Origin of the sequence: Thermoanaerobacterium sp. R66 (assembly GCF_028895185.1) — a bacterium.
In the GTDB taxonomy this organism is placed as follows: Bacteria; Bacillota; Thermoanaerobacteria; order Thermoanaerobacterales; family Thermoanaerobacteraceae; genus Thermoanaerobacterium.
Map to the genome: position 1 here is coordinate 1,445,111 of NZ_JAEUWW010000001.1, position 17,528 is coordinate 1,462,638.

The window sequence follows — 17,528 nt, forward strand, 5'->3', positions numbered from 1 at the left end:
CCGTGCCATCCTTTCGATAACATGCATAAAAGAAAAGGTAAAATTCTATTTAAGCAAAGTTATTTGTTAACATTTTTGACTAAAGTATCCCATATGCCATTTAAATACATAGCACCCAGCGCTCTATCATATAATCCGTATCCCGGTCTTCCATTTTCGCCCCAAATCATTCTTCCATGATCTGGCCTCATAGGACCATCAAAGCCAATTTCATAATATGCTTTCATAATTTCAACAATATCCAATGATCCATCTTTGCTTCTATGCGATGATTCTTCAAAGCATTTGTAGCCCGTTATTTTAACATTGCGAGTATGTGCAAAATGTATCCTCCCTTTTCTGCCAAAATATCTAATTATTTCAGGAATATTATTCTCAGGATTGACGCCTAGTGAACCAGAACACAAGGTAATTCCGTTGTATGTGCTATCAACAATATTTATAAGTCTTTCTAAATTTTCTTTATTAGTTATTATTCTCGGCAAACCGAATATTGACCATGGCGGATCGTCTGGATGTATGGCCATTTTTATTTTTACCTCTTCAGCAACAGGTATAATTTGTTTTAAAAAATATTCGAGATTTTTCCAAAGATCTTCTTCCGTAACATTTTGATACTGTCTTAAAAGGTCCTGCAAGTCTTCTTTCTTGTAGCTTGTATCCCAACCTGGCAAAGATAAATCACCATTTAATGGATTCATATGTTTTACTTGTTCATGATCATAAATTAAAGCCGTTGAACCATCATTAAGTCTGTGATCCAATTCAGATCTAGTCCAATCAAATACAGGCATAAAATTATAGCATACAACCTTTATTCCTGCTTTTGCTAAGTTCCTTAGTGTTTCTTTATATTTATTGATGTAATTATCTCTTGTTGGCAGTCCAAGTTTTATATCTTCATGAACAGGTACACTTTCTATCACATCAAATCTGAATCCGTATTTTTCAATTTCATTCTTTAAGCTAACAATTCTTTCATATGGCCACACTTCACCTACAGGTATATCATAAATCGCAGAAACAATTCCTTCAATGCCCGGTATTTGCCTTATTTTATCCAAGGTAACTTTATCATCATCACCATACCATCGAAATGTCATATACATTTATATTCCTCCATTCTTTATGATAATATTTAGTCATGTTAAAACTGGCATGAAGTCTTTATTAACATAATAATCTATCTTTTTCATATGAAAAATTATAATTTAGTAAATCTTAAAACGCTATATTACAAATTGTCTAAACTATTGTTAATTTTGTTTAGCACATAAAATTATTTGAAACGACTAAAATTTTTTAAAAGCATATCTCATAGTGAATTAGATTATATCTTATACCATCTTTAATATTGCAAAAAGATGATGTAAATACCATCATCTTTTTGCAACTAAACTCATTTCTAAAATTTATAATCGAAATCAGGCAAGCTTAACCAACGATTGCGCAAATAATGGGCTGCAAGCTTTGGCCGGCGATCGCGAGTAAATACACCTTTCTTGTTTCCATCAACTCTCATTATGCCTTGAATCGTCTGAAAATCAGCGAAGTTCCAAACTTGTTCACCAACAACACATTCAAATTTATCAAATACTTCTACATTAGCTTTCAAAAAGTCAACTTGGTATTCTTCAGTAAACATATTTGGCGTTGCTAAATGCAATCCCGCAATTGTATCTGCTCCAAATTCTGTGAATATAACAGGTTTTCCTACTTTTTGCCAATATTCCAGTTCTAATGTCAATGCTTGCTTTGCTGCATCTAAATCACCACCATAGATATACCATCCATAATAGCGATTTATGCATATCACATCCATAGCAGGTAATGTTTTATCTTTTGTGTAATCGCCTTGTACGCCAACTATTGTTACAGGCCTATTTTGAGGATCACATTTGTGTGCAAGCTCATAAAGTGGTTTGTAATACTCATATGCGCTATCAGGTATTGTCATAGTATCTGATTCATTTGCCAATGACCACATTACAACACATGGATGATTTTTGTCTCTCTCAATCATATCTTTAATGACTTTTCTATGATGCTCATGTGTTCTAATTGTTTTAAATGTATCAACTTGTTTGCTACTACCGACTCCACCAAAATTCAAGTTAACTCCTACAGCAGGTGTCTCATCTATTACAACTATACCTTCCCTATCGCAAAGATTCATCATCTCTTCAGAGTATGGGTAATGACTTGTACGGAATGAATTGGCTCCCATCCACTTCATCAATGAAATATCTTTCACATTTAATACTTCATCAATACCTCTGCCGTGGACATTAGAATCCTCATGTTTTCCAAATCCCTTGAAATAAAATGGTTTTCCGTTTATATAAAACTGGTTTCCTTTAACTTCAACTGTCCTAACGCCAAATGTCTGCTCATACATATCTTCACCAAATGTTATTTTAGCTGTGTAAAGATAAGCATTCAATGGTTGCCACAGCTTAACATTTTTTATTATAAAGGTTCCTTCTTTTCCATTTGCTTTTGCTACTATTTCGTTGTTTTCATCATAGATTGTAAGTAATACATCACCATCGCCGACTGTTTCAACAGAATATACGACTTTTGCATCATTTCCATCCACATTTGGCACTATCGTTACGTCTTTAATGTACTTCAAAGGAGTTGTATAAATTTTTACTGGTCGATGTATTCCCGCATAGTTAAAAAAGTCAAAGTTTGGCGCATTTTGTTTTTTAGGAGTAACTCCAGGTACTGATGGCAGCAGTCCCCCTCCTAATATATTTCCTCCATTTTCATTGCCAACAGGCAAGCTACTGTAATCTATCCTGTTATCTACTGCAACTGTCAAAAGGTTTGATTCATCAAATTTTATTATGTCCTGAATCTCTACTTCAAATGGCAAAAAACCTCCCTTATGCTCACAGATAAGCTCACCATTTAAGTATACTTTAGCATAATGCGTCACTGCGCCAAATCTTAATACGATCCTTTGTCCTTTCAAATATTTGGGAACTGCAACTTCTCTTTGATAAAACACATACCCATAATGATCCCTTAAATCAATTGACTCTTTCTGGTCATTGTAAGATGCTGGAACGGCAATTGTTAGCGGATTTTCTAATTTTCTTTCATACCACTTATCAGAAAATCCATTGCCATCATCAGCTTTAAAATCCCATATTCCTGAAAGATCAATAAGCATACGTGCTGAATTTAATTTTGGGTATAACATTTACAACACTCCATTTCTATAATTAATTTTTATTTATTCTTCAGCTTTTGCAGCTCTTATTTCTTTCAATTGTTGTTGAACCTCTGCTAATTTTGATTTTGTAAGTGGATACCAAAATTGTAAGCACAGGAATACTGCTAAATAAACCAAAGCAGGAATTAACGTCGCAATTGCTTTAATGCCATTTGCTACTTGTACTGTTTGTGCAACAGGCGGTTCTCCCGCTTTTTGAGCAACATAACCTATGGCTGCTAATGCATATCCAGTTAATCCACCTGCTAAAGCTTGCCCAACCTTGCGAGCAAATGAAAAGAAAGCATATATTGTCCCATCTTCTCGTGTTTTAGTTAAAATTTCTTGATAATCTATAGCGTCTGTTATAAAAGCCCAACTTACTAAATTGAACAAACCAAATCCTAAATTTGCTAAAAACATAAGCAAAACAAACAGATAAGCATTATGCGTTGGCATTAAGTACATGATAAAATAAATTATCACTGATAATAATGTACCAACTGCAGATACCTCTTTTTTACCAAATCTTTTCACTAAAGGAGTTACAAAAGGCGCTAAAACTAATGTTCCAACCATTGAAACAAGCGATGCTAATGACAAAGCCTTTGTATTGTGGAAGTAATCTTTAAATAGATAACTGTTCATACCCATTCCAAATAAAGATGCCAGCAGCAGCAAAAGAAATATAACAACTATTGCTAAAAATGGCCTATTTTTTATGAGCCCTTTAGCAGTAATCTTTAAATCAAGTTTCTGCTTTGTCCCGACCGGAGCCTGAACCCTCTCAATTGTCATAAAATAGAACAATAAATACGCTACACCAGCAACTACGGCAAATGCAATTGCCATATATAAAAATCTACTTGCACTCGCTTTACCGTTTACAAACACTAAAAGCGGAACTAAGAAACTGACTATAGCACCAGCAAAAGCCGCCCCAACGCTTCTAAATGTTGATAATGAAGCACGCTCAACAGGGTCTTGTGTTATAACAGATGCCGCTGAACCATATGGTATATTGACAGTACTGTAAAACGTGGCCCATAACATGTAAGTTATGAAACAATAAACTATACTCATATTGTTTGTCAAACTTGGTATATAAGTAAATACTAAAACATCAAAAACTAACAATGGTACAAACATCCTTAAAACCCATGGACGAAATTTTCCCTGCTTTGTTGTTGGGCGAGAATCTATAAATCGTCCCCATATGACGTCGAAAAATGCGTCATACAAACGAGTCACTAAAAATATAGTTCCAACTAACGCTGGAGATATCCCATATACATCTGTATAAAAAAGCATTAAAAATGCCGAAACAGTAATAAAGAACATGTCATTGCCAAAATCTCCAAAAGCATATCCGATTTTATCAATCATTCCAAACTTTCTCATATTACCACTCCATCCTAAAAATTTTAATTAAAATTGAATAACAATTCCATTTAAAATCGTATTCATAAAGCTTATAAAATTCATAAAAAAGAAAATACACACAAGTTAAATATACTACTAACACGCCTCCTTTCAAATATACTAATATACATTTAATTAAAAAACACTAATATATTGAGCAGAAAAATTCAATAAGCTATAATTGAATTATAAAGCAAAATACTGACAAATAATATATTAAAGTTTGTCGTTAACATTGTTAATCTTGCGTTAAATTTTGTTGAAACTTTAATATAATTTCATAACCAATTGCAACTATTTTAAAAGAAAGGAAATAAGTATGAAAAAATTTCAAAAATTTAATCAGAGTCAACAAATGAAGCACCAATACTTTGAAATATATCATTACAGTGGACTGGACGATACAAACATAAATATAAATTCCCACTATCATAGCCATTATGAAATTTACATTTTTATTGATGGCTCAATAGATTACGTTGTAGAAGGAAACTTGTATAGTTTGAAACCAAGAGATGTTTTATTTATATCGCCACACGATAATCATTACCCAATTTTGAATACTTCTACAGGAAAATATGAGCGAATCGTAATATGGCTTAGCAAAGAATACATGGATGAACTCTATAAGTTAGACAATAATATTTATTTTTCTTTTAATAAATGCAGAGAATTAAATAATAAACTTATAAGATTGGACAAATCACGTTGGCAACCTTTATACGCATTACTATTAATGGTAATAGACGAATATTACTCAAATAATATGAGCAAAGATTTATTATGTTATTCACTGATTTCTCAATTTCTTGTGCATTTAAATCGTTCTGTATATTTTCAAGGTCCATTTGTCATAAATAAGAGTTCTGACGATTTGCTCAATAAAATTATTAGCTATATAACAACTAATGCAACTAACGATTTATCTCTAGAAAAAATTTCTTCAGAATTTTATATAAGCAAATATTATCTGTCTCATTTATTTAAAGAAAAAATAGGGGTGTCAGTTTATAGTTACATATTACAGCGAAGGCTTACAATTGCAAAAAATATGATTTTATCAAATGTACCCATATCAAAAATCTACGAGCAATGTGGTTTTAAAGATTATGCTGGATTCTACCGTGCATTTAAAAAAGAATTTGGCCTATCTCCAAATGAATTTAAAAAACTTTATCAAAAAAATATTGCCAACTAATATGTAAAACAAATGGTCCTACCGCAAGATAGGACCATTTACTTTATTTGACTTGATTCAAGAATAATCCCATTCCACCGTCCATGATTATGACTAAAAGTACGAAGAAGAACAGCAATGTTTCCATTGACCATGCTCCGCCAAACCATCCGCCGCCCATAAGGACAACGAGAATTAAGAAGAAGAACAGCAAATTGCTTTCGCCAAATACTGAACTTGTTCCTGCCATAATAATCCTCCTTTTAAAATTTTAAATTTAATCAAGCTTTAGGCTCTTCGACTATGAAGCCAGGTACAAACAAGAAGATAAGAAGTATTATAATTATAATCCAGAACCATCCACCGCCTATCCATGATGCACCTTTCTCTGTGGGCATATAAATATCCCCCTTTCGCAAGATTTATGTCAGGTCTTTTTGACCTAATACATAATATGACACCGCCAATATTTGTGACACTTCCAATTTAAAAACTAACAAAAATTTACCTTAAACATATTCTGATATAAGAAAGGGGGATTTAATTTATGGATATAATTTCTGCGCTAATTTTATCAGGTGTTATTCAAAGCCTTTATCCCAAAAGCAAAATAGACTCGAGGCTACTACGAAAAGCTTACACATATAGAAGTGAGTGTGTTAGCGCTATTGTGTATTCCAATTTGCCATATGATGCGCTTAAAAAAAAGATAGAATCAATTGGAGGAACGATAAAATACGAACTGCCTATCATCAACGGTTGGGCTGTAAACATACCGTGCAATAAGCTAAACATCATCGCAAAAAATAAAGGCATAAAATTTATAGCTGAAGATTCAACTGTAAAAACACAGCTTAACATTGCCACACAGGAAATCAAATCAAGAGAGGCAAATGATCATGGATACACTGGTAAAGGCGTAACAATAGCTTTTTTAGACACAGGAATTTACCCTCATCCAGACTTCACTAAACCCAAAAACAGAATAATTGCATTTCACGACATTGTAAACGGGAAAAAAAGTCCATACGATGACAACGGCCACGGTACCCATGTGGCAGGAGATGCCGCATCCAGCGGTTATTTATCAGATGGCAAGTACAAAGGTGTAGCACCTGAAGCAAATATAGTATCAGTAAAAGTTTTGGATTCCAGAGGTAGCGGTTCAACATCAGATATACTGTCAGGTATGCAGTGGATACTTGACAACAAAGATAAATACAATATAAGAATTGTTTCACTTTCCATCGGTGAAACACCATCATTGCCTCCTTTTTTAGACCCTCTTGTCAAAGGAGTAGATAGGCTTTGGAGAAGTGGATTGGTTGTTGTAGTAGCGGCTGGCAATTCGGGGCCGTCTATGAACTCTATAACATCTCCGGGAAACAGCATGAATGTTATAACAGTTGGTGCAGTTGATGACAAAAGAACTGTTGACACTTCAGACGATGAGATTGCCAATTTCTCAGGAAGAGGATCCGCTTTCTTGCCAAAACCTGATGTAGTAGCACCTGGCGTAAAGATCGTTTCAGCCGCATCAGGAAATGTTCCAATAGGAACTGACGACAACATCCTTCTTAACAAATCATACAGAACGGCATCTGGTACATCAATGGCAACACCAATTGTAGCCGGAGCAGCAGCACTTCTTTTGGAAAAAAATCCTTCACTGACAAATTACCAAATAAAAAACATCTTAAAATCTACTACCACAAATGTAGACCACTACAGGTACTATTCACAAGGATATGGGATGATAAATGTAGAAATGGCATTAAAAAAAGTATGAGGCAATACCTCATACTTTAATCTTTTTTCACATCATTTTTATCCATTGGAGTAGGCGTCGGCAAGCCTCTTATCAAGTTAGCCGTAGCACCTGGTATGAATGTATACGTCAGTGCCGCATAAATCGCATATAGATACTGAAGATTTGAAAAGCCTAATAGCGTAAAAATGGAAAGCAATGTAAAACCAAAAAAGGTATCCATACTTATGCCTGTTGGCGGAGGAAATACAAGCTTCGGAAGTTTGCTGTTTTCATCTGGCGCCTCGAGGGAAATCGGCTCAGCAGAATAAATATTGTATATGGCTGGAAAAAACGAAACAATATCCGAAGCAGCCAAAAGTGCATTCAGTGCAATGACAGAAAATTTTGTATCGTTAATCAAGATAAGTAAAAAAACAAAAAGTATGAACTTTGCTATATAAATAGGCTGTGTATCTGTCTCCATCTCCTCTAAAATCGGCGATATCGCATCCATCAATTTTTCCAATTTTTCTTCATCCATCGCATCAAAACTTTTAATATCTTCATTATCCATTAAAACACCTCATTTCTCGTTGAATCCTTTTAATCTCATTATATTCACAACGAGAAACGGGTGTGAGTAAATCCTATGCCAACATCACCCTATCATCCACAAATTCAGTACCATTGACCTCATTAAACATCTTTAAAAGCTTATCTACAGTAAGATTTTTCTTTTCCTCCTTCAAATCAAGCACGATACGTCCTTGATGCATCATTATTATCCTATTTCCAAATTCCAAAGCGTGCTCAAGATTGTGAGTAACCATAAGCGTAGTCAACTTATTCTCGTAGATGATCTTATTTGTAATTTCATTTATTATATTAGCAGTCCTTGGATCTAAAGCAGCGGTGTGTTCATCTAATAAAAGCAGCTTAGGCTTTGCAAATGTAGCCATAAGAAGTGTCAATGCTTGCCTTTGTCCTCCAGATAAAAGCCCAACTTTCGTCTTCAATCTGTTTTCCAGACCTAATCCTAATTCAGCCAACTTTTCCTTGAAAAATTCCCTATTTTTCTTGTTAAGCCCCATTTTAAGGTTTAGTCCAGTGCCTTTTGAATAAGCAATTGATAAATTTTCATCAATCGTCATAGATGGAGCTGTTCCTAAAAGAGGGTTTTGAAATACCCTGCCTATATACCTGGACCTTTTATATTCAGGATACGATGTCACATCCAAATCATCGATGACGACAGAACCACTGTCAACAGGATACGCTCCAGCTATCAGATTGAGAAGCGTAGATTTGCCTGCGCCATTGCTGCCCACAATCGTTATAAAATCACCGTCATCTACTTCGAGATTCAATTTATTGAATACCTGAATCTCATTAGGGGTATTTTTATAGAAATATTTATCCACATCTATAAGCTTTAACATTGTAAATCCCCCTTTTCAGTTAGAGCTTAAAACAATTTTCTTCAATCCAGGCAGTGACAATGCCACAACTACTAATATGGCAGTCAAAAGTTTTAGATCTGTCGGATTAAATCCTATTGTAAGGGCTATTGCTATTGCACTCCTGTAGACTATCGATCCTACGACGGCAGAAATCACTGCCCACAATATATTTCTCTCTCTTATCAATACTTCACCGATAATGACAGAAGCAAGTCCTGCAACAAGTGTTCCAATGCCCATGCCAGCATCGGCAAAGCCTTGATACTGCGACACTAACGATCCTGCCAAAGCAATATAAGCATTTGATATTACAAGTCCCAGCGTAATCGTAGCATTTGTGTTTATTCCCATGCTGCGAACCATCTGCTGATTGTTTCCTGTGGCCCTTAGAGCAAATCCCGTCCGCGTCTGCAAAAAATAATTTGTCAAAAGCAACATAAAAACAACAATAAGTCCAAAAAATAGTATGTTTTTATAGCTTCCTGCAAAATCAAAGTAGTCAAATATAGATCTATTGCTAAGCATAGGTATGTTTGACTTTCCCATTATGCGCAAGTTTATAGAGTAAAGAGCAGTCATCGTAAGTATACCTGCTAATAACTCCGTGATATTTAGCTTCGTATTCAAAAATCCCGTGATTAAGCCAGCTAATCCCCCAGCAATGATGGAAATAAAAATAGAAAAAACAGGGTTTGAACCACTTGTTATAAGTTTTGCTGTAACGGCAGCCCCTAAAGTGAAGCTGCCCTCTACAGTCAAATCAGCAAAATTTATTATCTTAAAAGATATATAGACACCAAGTGCCATTATGCCATAGACAAGCCCCTGCTCTAATGTAGAAATGGCAAAAGACATTGTATAGACCCCCAATTATATCTATTTATTTGATGACCTCTTGTGCTTTCTTCATGATAGAATCTGGTATTTTAAAACCAATAGCATCTGCTTCTTTTTGATTTAGTATAAGCTGCAGATTCTTAGCAGTTTCCACTTTTATATTGGCAGGCTTTTCACCTTTTAAAATCTTAATAGCCATTAAACCTGCCTGATAGCCTAAGTCGCTGTAACTTATACCAAGCGTAGCCAATGAGCCGCCTTCAACCATTCCTTTTTCTGCTGCTATTACAGGTATCTTCGCTGAATTAGTGACCTTTATTATAGCCGCAACAGAAGAAGCAACAGTGTTATCTGTCGGAAGCCATATGGCATCAACTTTCCCTACTAAAGATTGTGCCGCTTGGCTTACTTCGCTGCTATTTGATACAGTAGCTTCTTTTACGCTAAAGCCTAATTTTGCTGCATCGTCTTTCGCAATCTTCACCTGAACTGTAGAATTGACTTCACCTGCATTGTATATTATCCCTATCCTTTTAGCATCTGGAATCAAGTCCTTTATCAATTTTAACTGATCATTTATAGGCTCCATATCGGAAGTACCAGTCACATTTCCGCCAGGATTATCCAACGATTTTACAAGCCCAGCAGCAACAGGATCTGTAACAGCAGTAAACACGATTGGAATAGTAGAAGTGGCTTTTTTAACTGCCTGTGTAGTAGGCGTTGCTATGGAAAAAATTAAATCGACATTTTTATCAACGAACTTTTTGGCTATTGTCTCAGCCGTCGACATATCACCTTGAGCGTTTTCCTTGATATATGTGACATTCTTCCCTTCTTCATAGCCATTGTCTTTCAAAGCTTTTATAAACCCTTCTCTTGCGCTATCAAGCGCTGGATGCTCAACTATCTGTGTGATGCCAATTGTTATCATCTTTCCCGTGCTACCAGTAGACGTTGCCTTGCTTTGGCATCCAGATACGGCAAAAGATATTATAAAAAAAGCTGCCAAAGCAAAGATAGACTTTTTCATAAAAACTCCTCCCCTTGCATGGCAACAACAAAAATCCTACCGTGCTACCATGCTAAATTTCAAATGACACTTTTGATAAAATTTTCATTAATTAATAAAATAGTAAGATAAAAACATTTATTAGTCAATAAAAGTTTTTTGTAATATTTATTAGAAAATTTGAATATGCCTTAAAATAATTAATCTTGATGTAAATATCATCAATAAAGTATAATTATAGTAAATTTATCGTCTGTTTTCTTTAATTTTTCTACCGGTAGAGAAAAATTTTAATTTTATTAAATTTTTAAAAAATGGGAGGATTTCTATGAAAAATTCGTTTAAAAAAGCATCAATGCTTTTAGGCATCGTAATGACAGCTTCACTTTTGTTTTCAGGCTGCAGCAAAAACACCAGCGCTACAAGCAGCGACAAAATAAACGTAGGAGCCCTTTTTGAATTGACAGGACAGGTAGCCTCATACGGAACTTCTGAGTACAACGCGGTAAAACTGTATGTAGATGATGTAAACAAAAACGGTGGCCTTCTTGGAAAACAGATTAACCTTATCAAGGCTGATAACAAATCCGCAACAGATGAATCAATAAATCAGGCTACAAAACTTATCGTTGAAGACAACGTAGTGGCAATATTAGGACCTGCAACAACAGGTAACACAAAAGCAGCTTCTTCAATTGCATTAAGCAAAAACATACCTCTTATAACCCCATCTGGCACGTCTTTTGATGTAACTGTCGATCCAAACACAAATAAAGTAAAAAGCGAAATATTCAGAGCATGTTACACAGACCCATATCAAGGCAAAGTGATGGGCGAATTTGCCGCAAAAGATCTAAGTGCAAAAACTGCTGTCATATACATTGACGACAAAAGCGACTACAGCAAAGGCCTTGCTCAAAGCTTCAAAGATCAGTTCGAAAAACTTGGTGGAAAAGTGATAGATCAAGAAGCTTACGTTGCAGGCGATCAAGATTTTAAGTCGACGCTTACTAAGATAAAGGGGTTAAATGCTGACGTCATATTCATACCTGGATACTATCAAGACACGGCAAAGATAGCTAAGCAAGCGAGAGAGATGGGTATAAATACGCCTTTACTTGGCGGTGACGGCTGGGATTCACCTGATCTACTGAAGATAGCAGGTGCATCTGCATTAAACAACGTCTATTACAGCAACCACTTCATATCGACAGATCCAGATCCGACTGTTCAAGACTTCATAAAGAAGTACAAAGACGCTTACGGTACAGAACCTGATGCTTTTGCCGCTTTGGCGTATGACTCAGCAGGCATGTTGGTACAAGCGATAAAAAATGCAAATTCAACTGACCCGGCAAAAATAACAGAAGCCTTGGCAAATCTGAAAAACTTCAAAGGTGTTACAGGCAATATTTCGATAGATACACAACACAATCCTATAAAACAGACAGTAATAATAGAATTGAAGGACGGTAAACAGACACTTAAGAAAAAAGTAAGTGCTGAATAAAAATCGTAAGATAACTTTAGAAAATACGGCAATGCGGTCACCTTGTGGCCGCATATATTTTAATATATTTAAACTTGAGGTGATATTTATGAAGACATTTATTGAGCAGCTTATAAATGGTCTATCTTTAGGCAGTATATACGCGCTTATTGCCCTTGGATATACCATGGTTTACGGCATAATGAAACTTATAAATTTCGCTCATGGTGATATATACATGGTAGGTGCATTTACAGGATTCTTCGCATCCACATACTTTCACCTTGGATTTATACCATCTCTCCTATTGGCAATGCTGGTAAGCCTTATACTTGGCGTGACAATAGAGCGTGTGGCATACAGGCCATTAAGAGATAAGTCAAAAATCTCAATATTGATTACAGCCATCGGCGTCTCACTTTTACTGGAAAACGGAGGCATAATCCTCTTATCTCCGCAAGTCAGAACGTATCCTCAAATTTTCAAGCAGCACATGTACTCATTTTTAAACGGCGTAATCACCATATCAAACCAGCAGATCGTCATATTTGTCGTATCCATAATCATGATGGTGGGACTTCAGCTTATCATATACAAGACAAAGATGGGAAAGGCCATGAGAGCTGTCTCCACAGACCCTGATGCTGCAAGGCTTATGGGAGTAAATGTGGATAGGACCGTTTCATTCACATTTGCCATAGGCTCTGCCCTTGCCGCTGTCGCAGGTGTCTTAGTTGGCATATACTACAACTCCATAGATCCTTTAATGGGTATAATGCCAGGCTTAAAAGCATTCATAGCAGCAGTATTGGGAGGAATAGGCATAATACCAGGTGCTATGGTAGGAGGCCTTTTGATGGGTGTCATAGAAGCACTTGTTTCAGGCTATGGCAGCTCCCTATACAGAGATGGCGTTTCATTTGCAATACTCATAATCATATTGCTAATAAAGCCAACAGGACTCTTTGGCAAAAATGTAAGAGAGAAAGTGTAGGTGGTAAAGTTGAAGCAAATATTGAAAAACAGATTACTTATATTTTTAGGGCTGTTGGTCTTTTACGCCATAATACAGATTTTGCTGTCGACAAACATATTAAACGACTATTACGAAATAAACATCGTTCTCATGGGCATAAATGTAATACTTGCTGTAAGCCTTAACCTTATAAATGGATTTACAGGACAATTCTCCTTAGGACATGCAGGATTCATGTCAATCGGTGCATACACATCAGCTATCATAACGTACAAATTAGGACTTCCATTTCCACTTGCATTATTAGTAGGAGGCATAGCAGCAGGCATAGCCGGAATCTTGATAGGAATACCATCATTGAGATTAAAAGGAGACTACCTTGCTATAACAACACTTGGATTCGGAGAAATAATTAGGGTAATCTTTTTAAACACCGAATACGTGGGTGGAGCCAGCGGCCTATCTGGAATACCAAAGTACACAAACTGGACGTGGGTATTCTGGATGGCAGTCATAACCGTCGTCTTAATCAGAAACTTCATAAACTCCAGCTACGGCAGATGCTGTGTAGCAATCAGAGAAGACGAGACAGCAGCCGAATCTATGGGCATAAACACAACTTTCTACAAGACATTGGCATTCACGATAGGTGCATTTTTCGCAGGAATAGGCGGTGCCCTTTATGCTCACAACTTCTACATCATACAGCCAGAAACATTCAACTTCATGAAATCATTCGATATCTTAACAATGGTTGTATTAGGAGGACTGGGCAGCATAACAGGGTCCATCCTATCAGCTATCTTCTTGACTTTTGTATATGCACTTTTGCAGGATTATGCTGCACTAAGAATGGTCATATACGCTCTCCTTTTGATCATCGTAATGCTATTTAGACCAGAAGGGTTGATGGGTACAAGAGAATTTTCTCTCAAAAAACTATTCAAGAAAGGGGAGAAAAGCAGTGAGTTTACTGTCAATTAAAGACGTATCTATAGACTTTGGCGGCATAAAGGCCCTGATAGATGTCAACATAGAACTGGAACAAGGCTCTTTAACAGGACTTATAGGACCAAATGGTGCTGGAAAGTCAACAGTATTCAACATAATAACCGGTATATACAAGCCTACATCAGGAAAAGTGACATTTGACGAAAAAAACGTATCAACAAAACCGTATAACAACACAAAGCTTGGCATAGCAAGGACATTTCAAAACATACGTCTATTTAAAAACCTAACTGTCCTTGACAATGTCAAGATAGCTCAGCACATTCACGTGCAATACGGACTTTTAAGCTCCTTTGTTCAGCACAAGAAATACTTAGATGGAGAAAAAACACAAGACAAACAAGCGATGGATCTCCTTAAAATATTCAATCTTGATAAGCACGCCTTAAACCTTGCCAAAAATCTGCCATACGGCGAACAGAGAAGACTTGAAATAGCAAGAGCACTGGCAACAAAGCCAAAGCTTCTGCTTCTGGATGAACCTGCAGCAGGGATGAATCCGCAAGAGACAAAAGAGCTTACAGACACAATCAGATTCATAAGGGACAAATTTGACATAACAATACTCTTGATAGAGCACGACATGTCATTGGTTATGGATCTTTGCGAAGACATATACGTCATGAACTACGGAAAAATAATAGCACATGGCACACCAGACGAAATCAAGAAAAATCCAGAAGTAATAGCTGCATACCTTGGAGAAGAAAGTCCTGATGAAAGTGAAATTTTATCAATTGAAGGAGGTGCTTAAAACATGTTAGAGGTAAAAGACCTCAACGTATCATATGGAATGGTCAATGCCTTAAAAGGCATTGATTTAAAAGTAAATAACGGTGAAATTGTTACGATAATAGGTGCAAATGGCGCAGGCAAAAGCACTACTCTAATGACAATATCAGGCATATTGAAACCAAAAAAAGGCTACATCAAATTCGATGATGTAGACATAACAAAAAAACCTGCTCAAAATATAGTGGATATGGGCATCTGCCAAGTGCCAGAAGGAAGAAGAATATTTGCCAACATGACTGTAATGGAAAATCTTGAGATGGGAGCATATCTCAGGAAAGACAAAATGGTAAAAAGCGACATAGAAAAAGTATTTCACCTATTTCCACGTCTAAAAGAAAGGCATAAACAGATTGCCGGCACTTTAAGCGGTGGTGAGCAGCAGATGCTGGCAATAGGGCGTGCATTGATGTCAAAACCAAAAGTGCTTTTGTTAGACGAACCATCAATGGGACTTGCACCCATCGTAGTGCAAGACATATTTAAGACGATAAAAGGCATAAATGAAGACGGCACCACCATCCTTCTGGTAGAGCAAAACGCTAAAATGGCTCTATCCATTGCAGACAGAGCATACGTCCTTGAGACAGGCAACATCTCACTTGAAGGTGCTGCATCTGTCTTGAAAAACGATGAAAGGGTTAAAAAGTCGTATTTAGGAGGTTAAAAAGAGGGTTCGCAATGAACCCTCTTTTATGGCAATTTATTTATGCCAGATAAAAGCTTTCCGTTAAAATCAATTTTCCAATTCCCTTTGCAGCAGCAAAGCATGTTTTAAAGTTGATGGTGCTTTATAGAAATATCCTAATAGCAATAAAAATCCACTTATAGCAAAAAAATATACCACCGAAATTCCTTCTCGTTGGAAAATTGAAATTCCATAGCCTAAAAGATAAAGACTTGATATAAATGCATTAAAAGCAGATGTCACTTGAGGCAATTTGCAATTATCAGTCAGTTTGATCAATAAATTTTCTGAAACCAATTGGCGAATTCCCATGCCTATTCCTAAAAAAGCAGATGCTAAATAAAACACGTATATCTCATTAAAAAATGCCATTGATAATAGAGAAATTGTTAGAAAAGCAGTTCCGATATTAACAAATTTTCCTTTCGCCAATTTCGCTTCAAACTTGATATACATCAATGATGCTAAAATAGAAAAAATAGACGAAATCGCTCTTGACCAGGCAAAAGTAGTTTCCGATTTTAAAAGAATTTGCGTAACATAAAGTATCAAAAGAGGTATGGAAATACCTTCAACAAGTGAGCGAATACCTTCAAGTATAACAAGCCATTTTAACTCTATATTATTCCATATAGTATGAAAGCCTTCAGTTGCCTGATGATAAAAATTTAGATTGCTTTCGCTTTCTGATAAATGTTTGTCCTCATGACTCTGAATTTTTAAAATCAAAAATCCACTCAATAAATAGCTAACTGAATCTGCCATTAAAAAAATAGTAGGTAAAATGCCTAAAGAAATCAACAATGCACCAAAAGCCGGTGCTAGCATATTAATTAGATCATCTACTCCTAAAGAAATCCCAATTGTTTTAGTCAAAGTTAAATCATCTGTATTTGATTTAATTATACTTGTTCTAAATGAACCGTATATTGAATTAAAACAGCCTAAGAAAAATATCAGACATAAGACGATATATGGTATTTTAATAAAATTTAATATCCCAATGACAATCAAAAATCTCATTAGATCACATAAAACTAAAATAGATTTATCAGACATCTTTTTACTTAAAATATGATGAATAATTGGTCCTATAAAAAGCCATGGCAATGTTTCAGCAATGAAGGCCAATGATAATATAGTAGACGAATGAGTCTGATTGTATACAATTATAGGAAAAGCAAGGCTATGAAGCTGTGTCCCAAAATTAGAAATCCATTTTGCAAAAAGTAATAACCTAATATTTTTATTCATCGCTTTCTCCTTTAATATTTATAAGTATTTTTGAAACTTCTGTTTCTTTCTACATATTACAATCTCATCGATCATTAAATTTCTCTGCTATGACAGAAGCTGTTTCTTTGCTCATAGTGCTTCTACCGCTTTCAATCATGCTTATAAAGCCTCTGGTAATGTTTTTATCCTGTAGTTCTCTCTGTTTCATCTTAAGCATTTTCCTAATTTTCTTTAGTCTTTCACCTTGAGTTGAAAATTCCATATAAATTTCCCACTTTCTTTTTTATATACTGTCTTAAGTCTTAAATTAACATGTCTTTCCTTTCTTATAATGCAACAAATAAACTTTTTGAAAAGTCAAAAAACGATTATTTTAAGTTAAAATTTTCTTTTCCGTAAATTTTTTATTGTAAAAATACTTACAAATATTTTTATTAATTCTTTTCCTTTTATCA

16 protein-coding genes and 1 pseudogene are annotated in these 17,528 nt (G+C 35.5%); 7 read left to right on the forward strand and 10 right to left on the reverse strand.

The genetic code is table 11. From position 1 onward, the window contains the following. Nucleotides 1-59: 59 nt before the first annotated feature. From uxuA to JJQ93_RS07375, 3 genes are all read right to left on the reverse strand, one after another. Nucleotides 60-1,109 (reverse strand): mannonate dehydratase, encoded by a 1,050-nt coding sequence (gene uxuA / locus JJQ93_RS07365; protein ID WP_274893276.1) that lies wholly within the window; start codon nt 1,107-1,109, stop codon nt 60-62. A gap of 296 nt (nt 1,110-1,405) precedes the next feature. Then, complete coding sequence (gene uidA, locus JJQ93_RS07370; protein WP_274893278.1) at nt 1,406-3,211, reverse strand: beta-glucuronidase; 1,806 nt, start codon at nt 3,209-3,211, stop codon at nt 1,406-1,408. Between the two features lie 33 nt (nt 3,212-3,244). Continuing rightward, nucleotides 3,245-4,624 carry an MFS transporter gene (locus JJQ93_RS07375; protein ID WP_274893279.1) on the reverse strand — a complete coding sequence of 460 codons (1,380 nt, stop codon included), beginning with the start codon at nt 4,622-4,624 and terminating at the stop codon, nt 3,245-3,247. A gap of 340 nt (nt 4,625-4,964) precedes the next feature. Here JJQ93_RS07375 and JJQ93_RS07380 point away from each other — a divergent pair, with 340 nt between their 5' ends. Next, nucleotides 4,965-5,843 (forward strand): AraC family transcriptional regulator, encoded by an 879-nt coding sequence (locus JJQ93_RS07380; RefSeq protein ID WP_274893280.1) that lies wholly within the window; start codon nt 4,965-4,967, stop codon nt 5,841-5,843. A gap of 43 nt (nt 5,844-5,886) precedes the next feature. Here JJQ93_RS07380 and JJQ93_RS07385 read toward each other — a convergent pair whose 3' ends face one another. Further along, nucleotides 5,887-6,072: a hypothetical protein gene (locus JJQ93_RS07385; RefSeq protein WP_013787494.1), complete on the reverse strand. Its 186-nt coding sequence runs from the start codon at nt 6,070-6,072 to the stop codon at nt 5,887-5,889. Nucleotides 6,073-6,369: 297 nt separating this feature from the next. Here JJQ93_RS07385 and JJQ93_RS07390 point away from each other — a divergent pair, with 297 nt between their 5' ends. Next, nucleotides 6,370-7,611 (forward strand): S8 family peptidase, encoded by a 1,242-nt coding sequence (locus JJQ93_RS07390; RefSeq protein WP_274893281.1) that lies wholly within the window; start codon nt 6,370-6,372, stop codon nt 7,609-7,611. Nucleotides 7,612-7,627: 16 nt separating this feature from the next. Here the strand turns inward: JJQ93_RS07390 and JJQ93_RS07395 are convergent, their stop codons facing one another. The 4 genes from JJQ93_RS07395 to JJQ93_RS07410 all read right to left on the reverse strand — a co-directional run bounded on the left by JJQ93_RS07395 (nt 7,628) and on the right by JJQ93_RS07410 (nt 10,902). Continuing rightward, complete coding sequence (locus JJQ93_RS07395; protein ID WP_274893282.1) at nt 7,628-8,146, reverse strand: hypothetical protein; 519 nt, start codon at nt 8,144-8,146, stop codon at nt 7,628-7,630. 73 nt (nt 8,147-8,219) lie between these two features. After that, nucleotides 8,220-9,011: an ABC transporter ATP-binding protein gene (locus JJQ93_RS07400; protein ID WP_085111647.1), complete on the reverse strand. Its 792-nt coding sequence runs from the start codon at nt 9,009-9,011 to the stop codon at nt 8,220-8,222. A 15-nt stretch (nt 9,012-9,026) separates the two neighbouring features. Further along, entirely contained in the window at nt 9,027-9,887 is an 861-nt protein-coding gene (locus tag JJQ93_RS07405; RefSeq protein WP_274893283.1) for an ABC transporter permease, read from the reverse strand. 25 nt (nt 9,888-9,912) lie between these two features. Further along, nucleotides 9,913-10,902, reverse strand: a complete 990-nt coding sequence (locus JJQ93_RS07410) for an ABC transporter substrate-binding protein (RefSeq protein ID WP_274893284.1) — start codon at nt 10,900-10,902, stop codon at nt 9,913-9,915. 307 nt (nt 10,903-11,209) lie between these two features. Here JJQ93_RS07410 and JJQ93_RS07415 point away from each other — a divergent pair, with 307 nt between their 5' ends. From JJQ93_RS07415 to JJQ93_RS07435, 5 genes are all read left to right on the forward strand, one after another. Further along, entirely contained in the window at nt 11,210-12,391 is a 1,182-nt protein-coding gene (locus JJQ93_RS07415) for an ABC transporter substrate-binding protein (RefSeq protein WP_085111651.1), read from the forward strand. Between the two features lie 88 nt (nt 12,392-12,479). Next, the gene (locus tag JJQ93_RS07420) at nt 12,480-13,364 is read left to right on the forward strand and encodes a branched-chain amino acid ABC transporter permease (protein WP_274893285.1); all 885 of its coding nucleotides are present in this window, start codon (nt 12,480-12,482) and stop codon (nt 13,362-13,364) included. Between the two features lie 9 nt (nt 13,365-13,373). Further along, nucleotides 13,374-14,330: a branched-chain amino acid ABC transporter permease gene (locus JJQ93_RS07425; RefSeq protein WP_274892982.1), complete on the forward strand. Its 957-nt coding sequence runs from the start codon at nt 13,374-13,376 to the stop codon at nt 14,328-14,330. Further along, nucleotides 14,311-15,111 (forward strand): ABC transporter ATP-binding protein, encoded by an 801-nt coding sequence (locus JJQ93_RS07430; RefSeq protein WP_274892981.1) that lies wholly within the window; start codon nt 14,311-14,313, stop codon nt 15,109-15,111. The genes JJQ93_RS07425 and JJQ93_RS07430 overlap by 20 nt, the downstream gene beginning before the upstream one ends. Nucleotides 15,112-15,114: 3 nt before the next feature. Continuing rightward, complete coding sequence (locus tag JJQ93_RS07435) at nt 15,115-15,816, forward strand: ABC transporter ATP-binding protein (protein ID WP_085111656.1); 702 nt, start codon at nt 15,115-15,117, stop codon at nt 15,814-15,816. Between the two features lie 69 nt (nt 15,817-15,885). On the opposite strand, the gene JJQ93_RS07440 is transcribed toward JJQ93_RS07435, so the two are convergent. Together JJQ93_RS07440 and JJQ93_RS07445 are read right to left on the reverse strand one after the other, a co-directional pair. Then, nucleotides 15,886-17,091 (reverse strand): MFS transporter, encoded by a 1,206-nt coding sequence (locus JJQ93_RS07440; RefSeq protein WP_274893286.1) that lies wholly within the window; start codon nt 17,089-17,091, stop codon nt 15,886-15,888. A gap of 67 nt (nt 17,092-17,158) precedes the next feature. Next, nucleotides 17,159-17,335: pseudogene (locus tag JJQ93_RS07445) on the reverse strand (helix-turn-helix domain-containing protein); the annotation flags it as partial. Nucleotides 17,336-17,528 lie beyond the last annotated feature (193 nt).

Excerpts from the sequence above, each read along its gene's own strand:
- JJQ93_RS07440 (WP_274893286.1), bottom strand. The coding sequence starts at position 17,091 with ATGAATAAAAATATTAGGTTATTACTTTTTGCAAAATGGATTTCTAAT.
- JJQ93_RS07420 (WP_274893285.1), top strand. The coding sequence starts at position 12,480 with ATGAAGACATTTATTGAGCAGCTTATAAATGGTCTATCTTTAGGCAGT.
- JJQ93_RS07385 (WP_013787494.1), bottom strand. The coding sequence starts at position 6,072 with ATGGCAGGAACAAGTTCAGTATTTGGCGAAAGCAATTTGCTGTTCTTC.
- JJQ93_RS07380 (WP_274893280.1), top strand. The coding sequence starts at position 4,965 with ATGAAAAAATTTCAAAAATTTAATCAGAGTCAACAAATGAAGCACCAA.
- JJQ93_RS07435 (WP_085111656.1), top strand. The coding sequence starts at position 15,115 with ATGTTAGAGGTAAAAGACCTCAACGTATCATATGGAATGGTCAATGCC.
- JJQ93_RS07390 (WP_274893281.1), top strand. The coding sequence starts at position 6,370 with ATGGATATAATTTCTGCGCTAATTTTATCAGGTGTTATTCAAAGCCTT.
- uidA (WP_274893278.1), bottom strand. The coding sequence starts at position 3,211 with ATGTTATACCCAAAATTAAATTCAGCACGTATGCTTATTGATCTTTCA.
- JJQ93_RS07375 (WP_274893279.1), bottom strand. The coding sequence starts at position 4,624 with ATGAGAAAGTTTGGAATGATTGATAAAATCGGATATGCTTTTGGAGAT.
- JJQ93_RS07395 (WP_274893282.1), bottom strand. The coding sequence starts at position 8,146 with ATGGATAATGAAGATATTAAAAGTTTTGATGCGATGGATGAAGAAAAA.
- JJQ93_RS07400 (WP_085111647.1), bottom strand. The coding sequence starts at position 9,011 with ATGTTAAAGCTTATAGATGTGGATAAATATTTCTATAAAAATACCCCT.
- JJQ93_RS07405 (WP_274893283.1), bottom strand. The coding sequence starts at position 9,887 with ATGTCTTTTGCCATTTCTACATTAGAGCAGGGGCTTGTCTATGGCATA.
- uxuA (WP_274893276.1), bottom strand. The coding sequence starts at position 1,109 with ATGTATATGACATTTCGATGGTATGGTGATGATGATAAAGTTACCTTG.
- JJQ93_RS07415 (WP_085111651.1), top strand. The coding sequence starts at position 11,210 with ATGAAAAATTCGTTTAAAAAAGCATCAATGCTTTTAGGCATCGTAATG.
- JJQ93_RS07410 (WP_274893284.1), bottom strand. The coding sequence starts at position 10,902 with ATGAAAAAGTCTATCTTTGCTTTGGCAGCTTTTTTTATAATATCTTTT.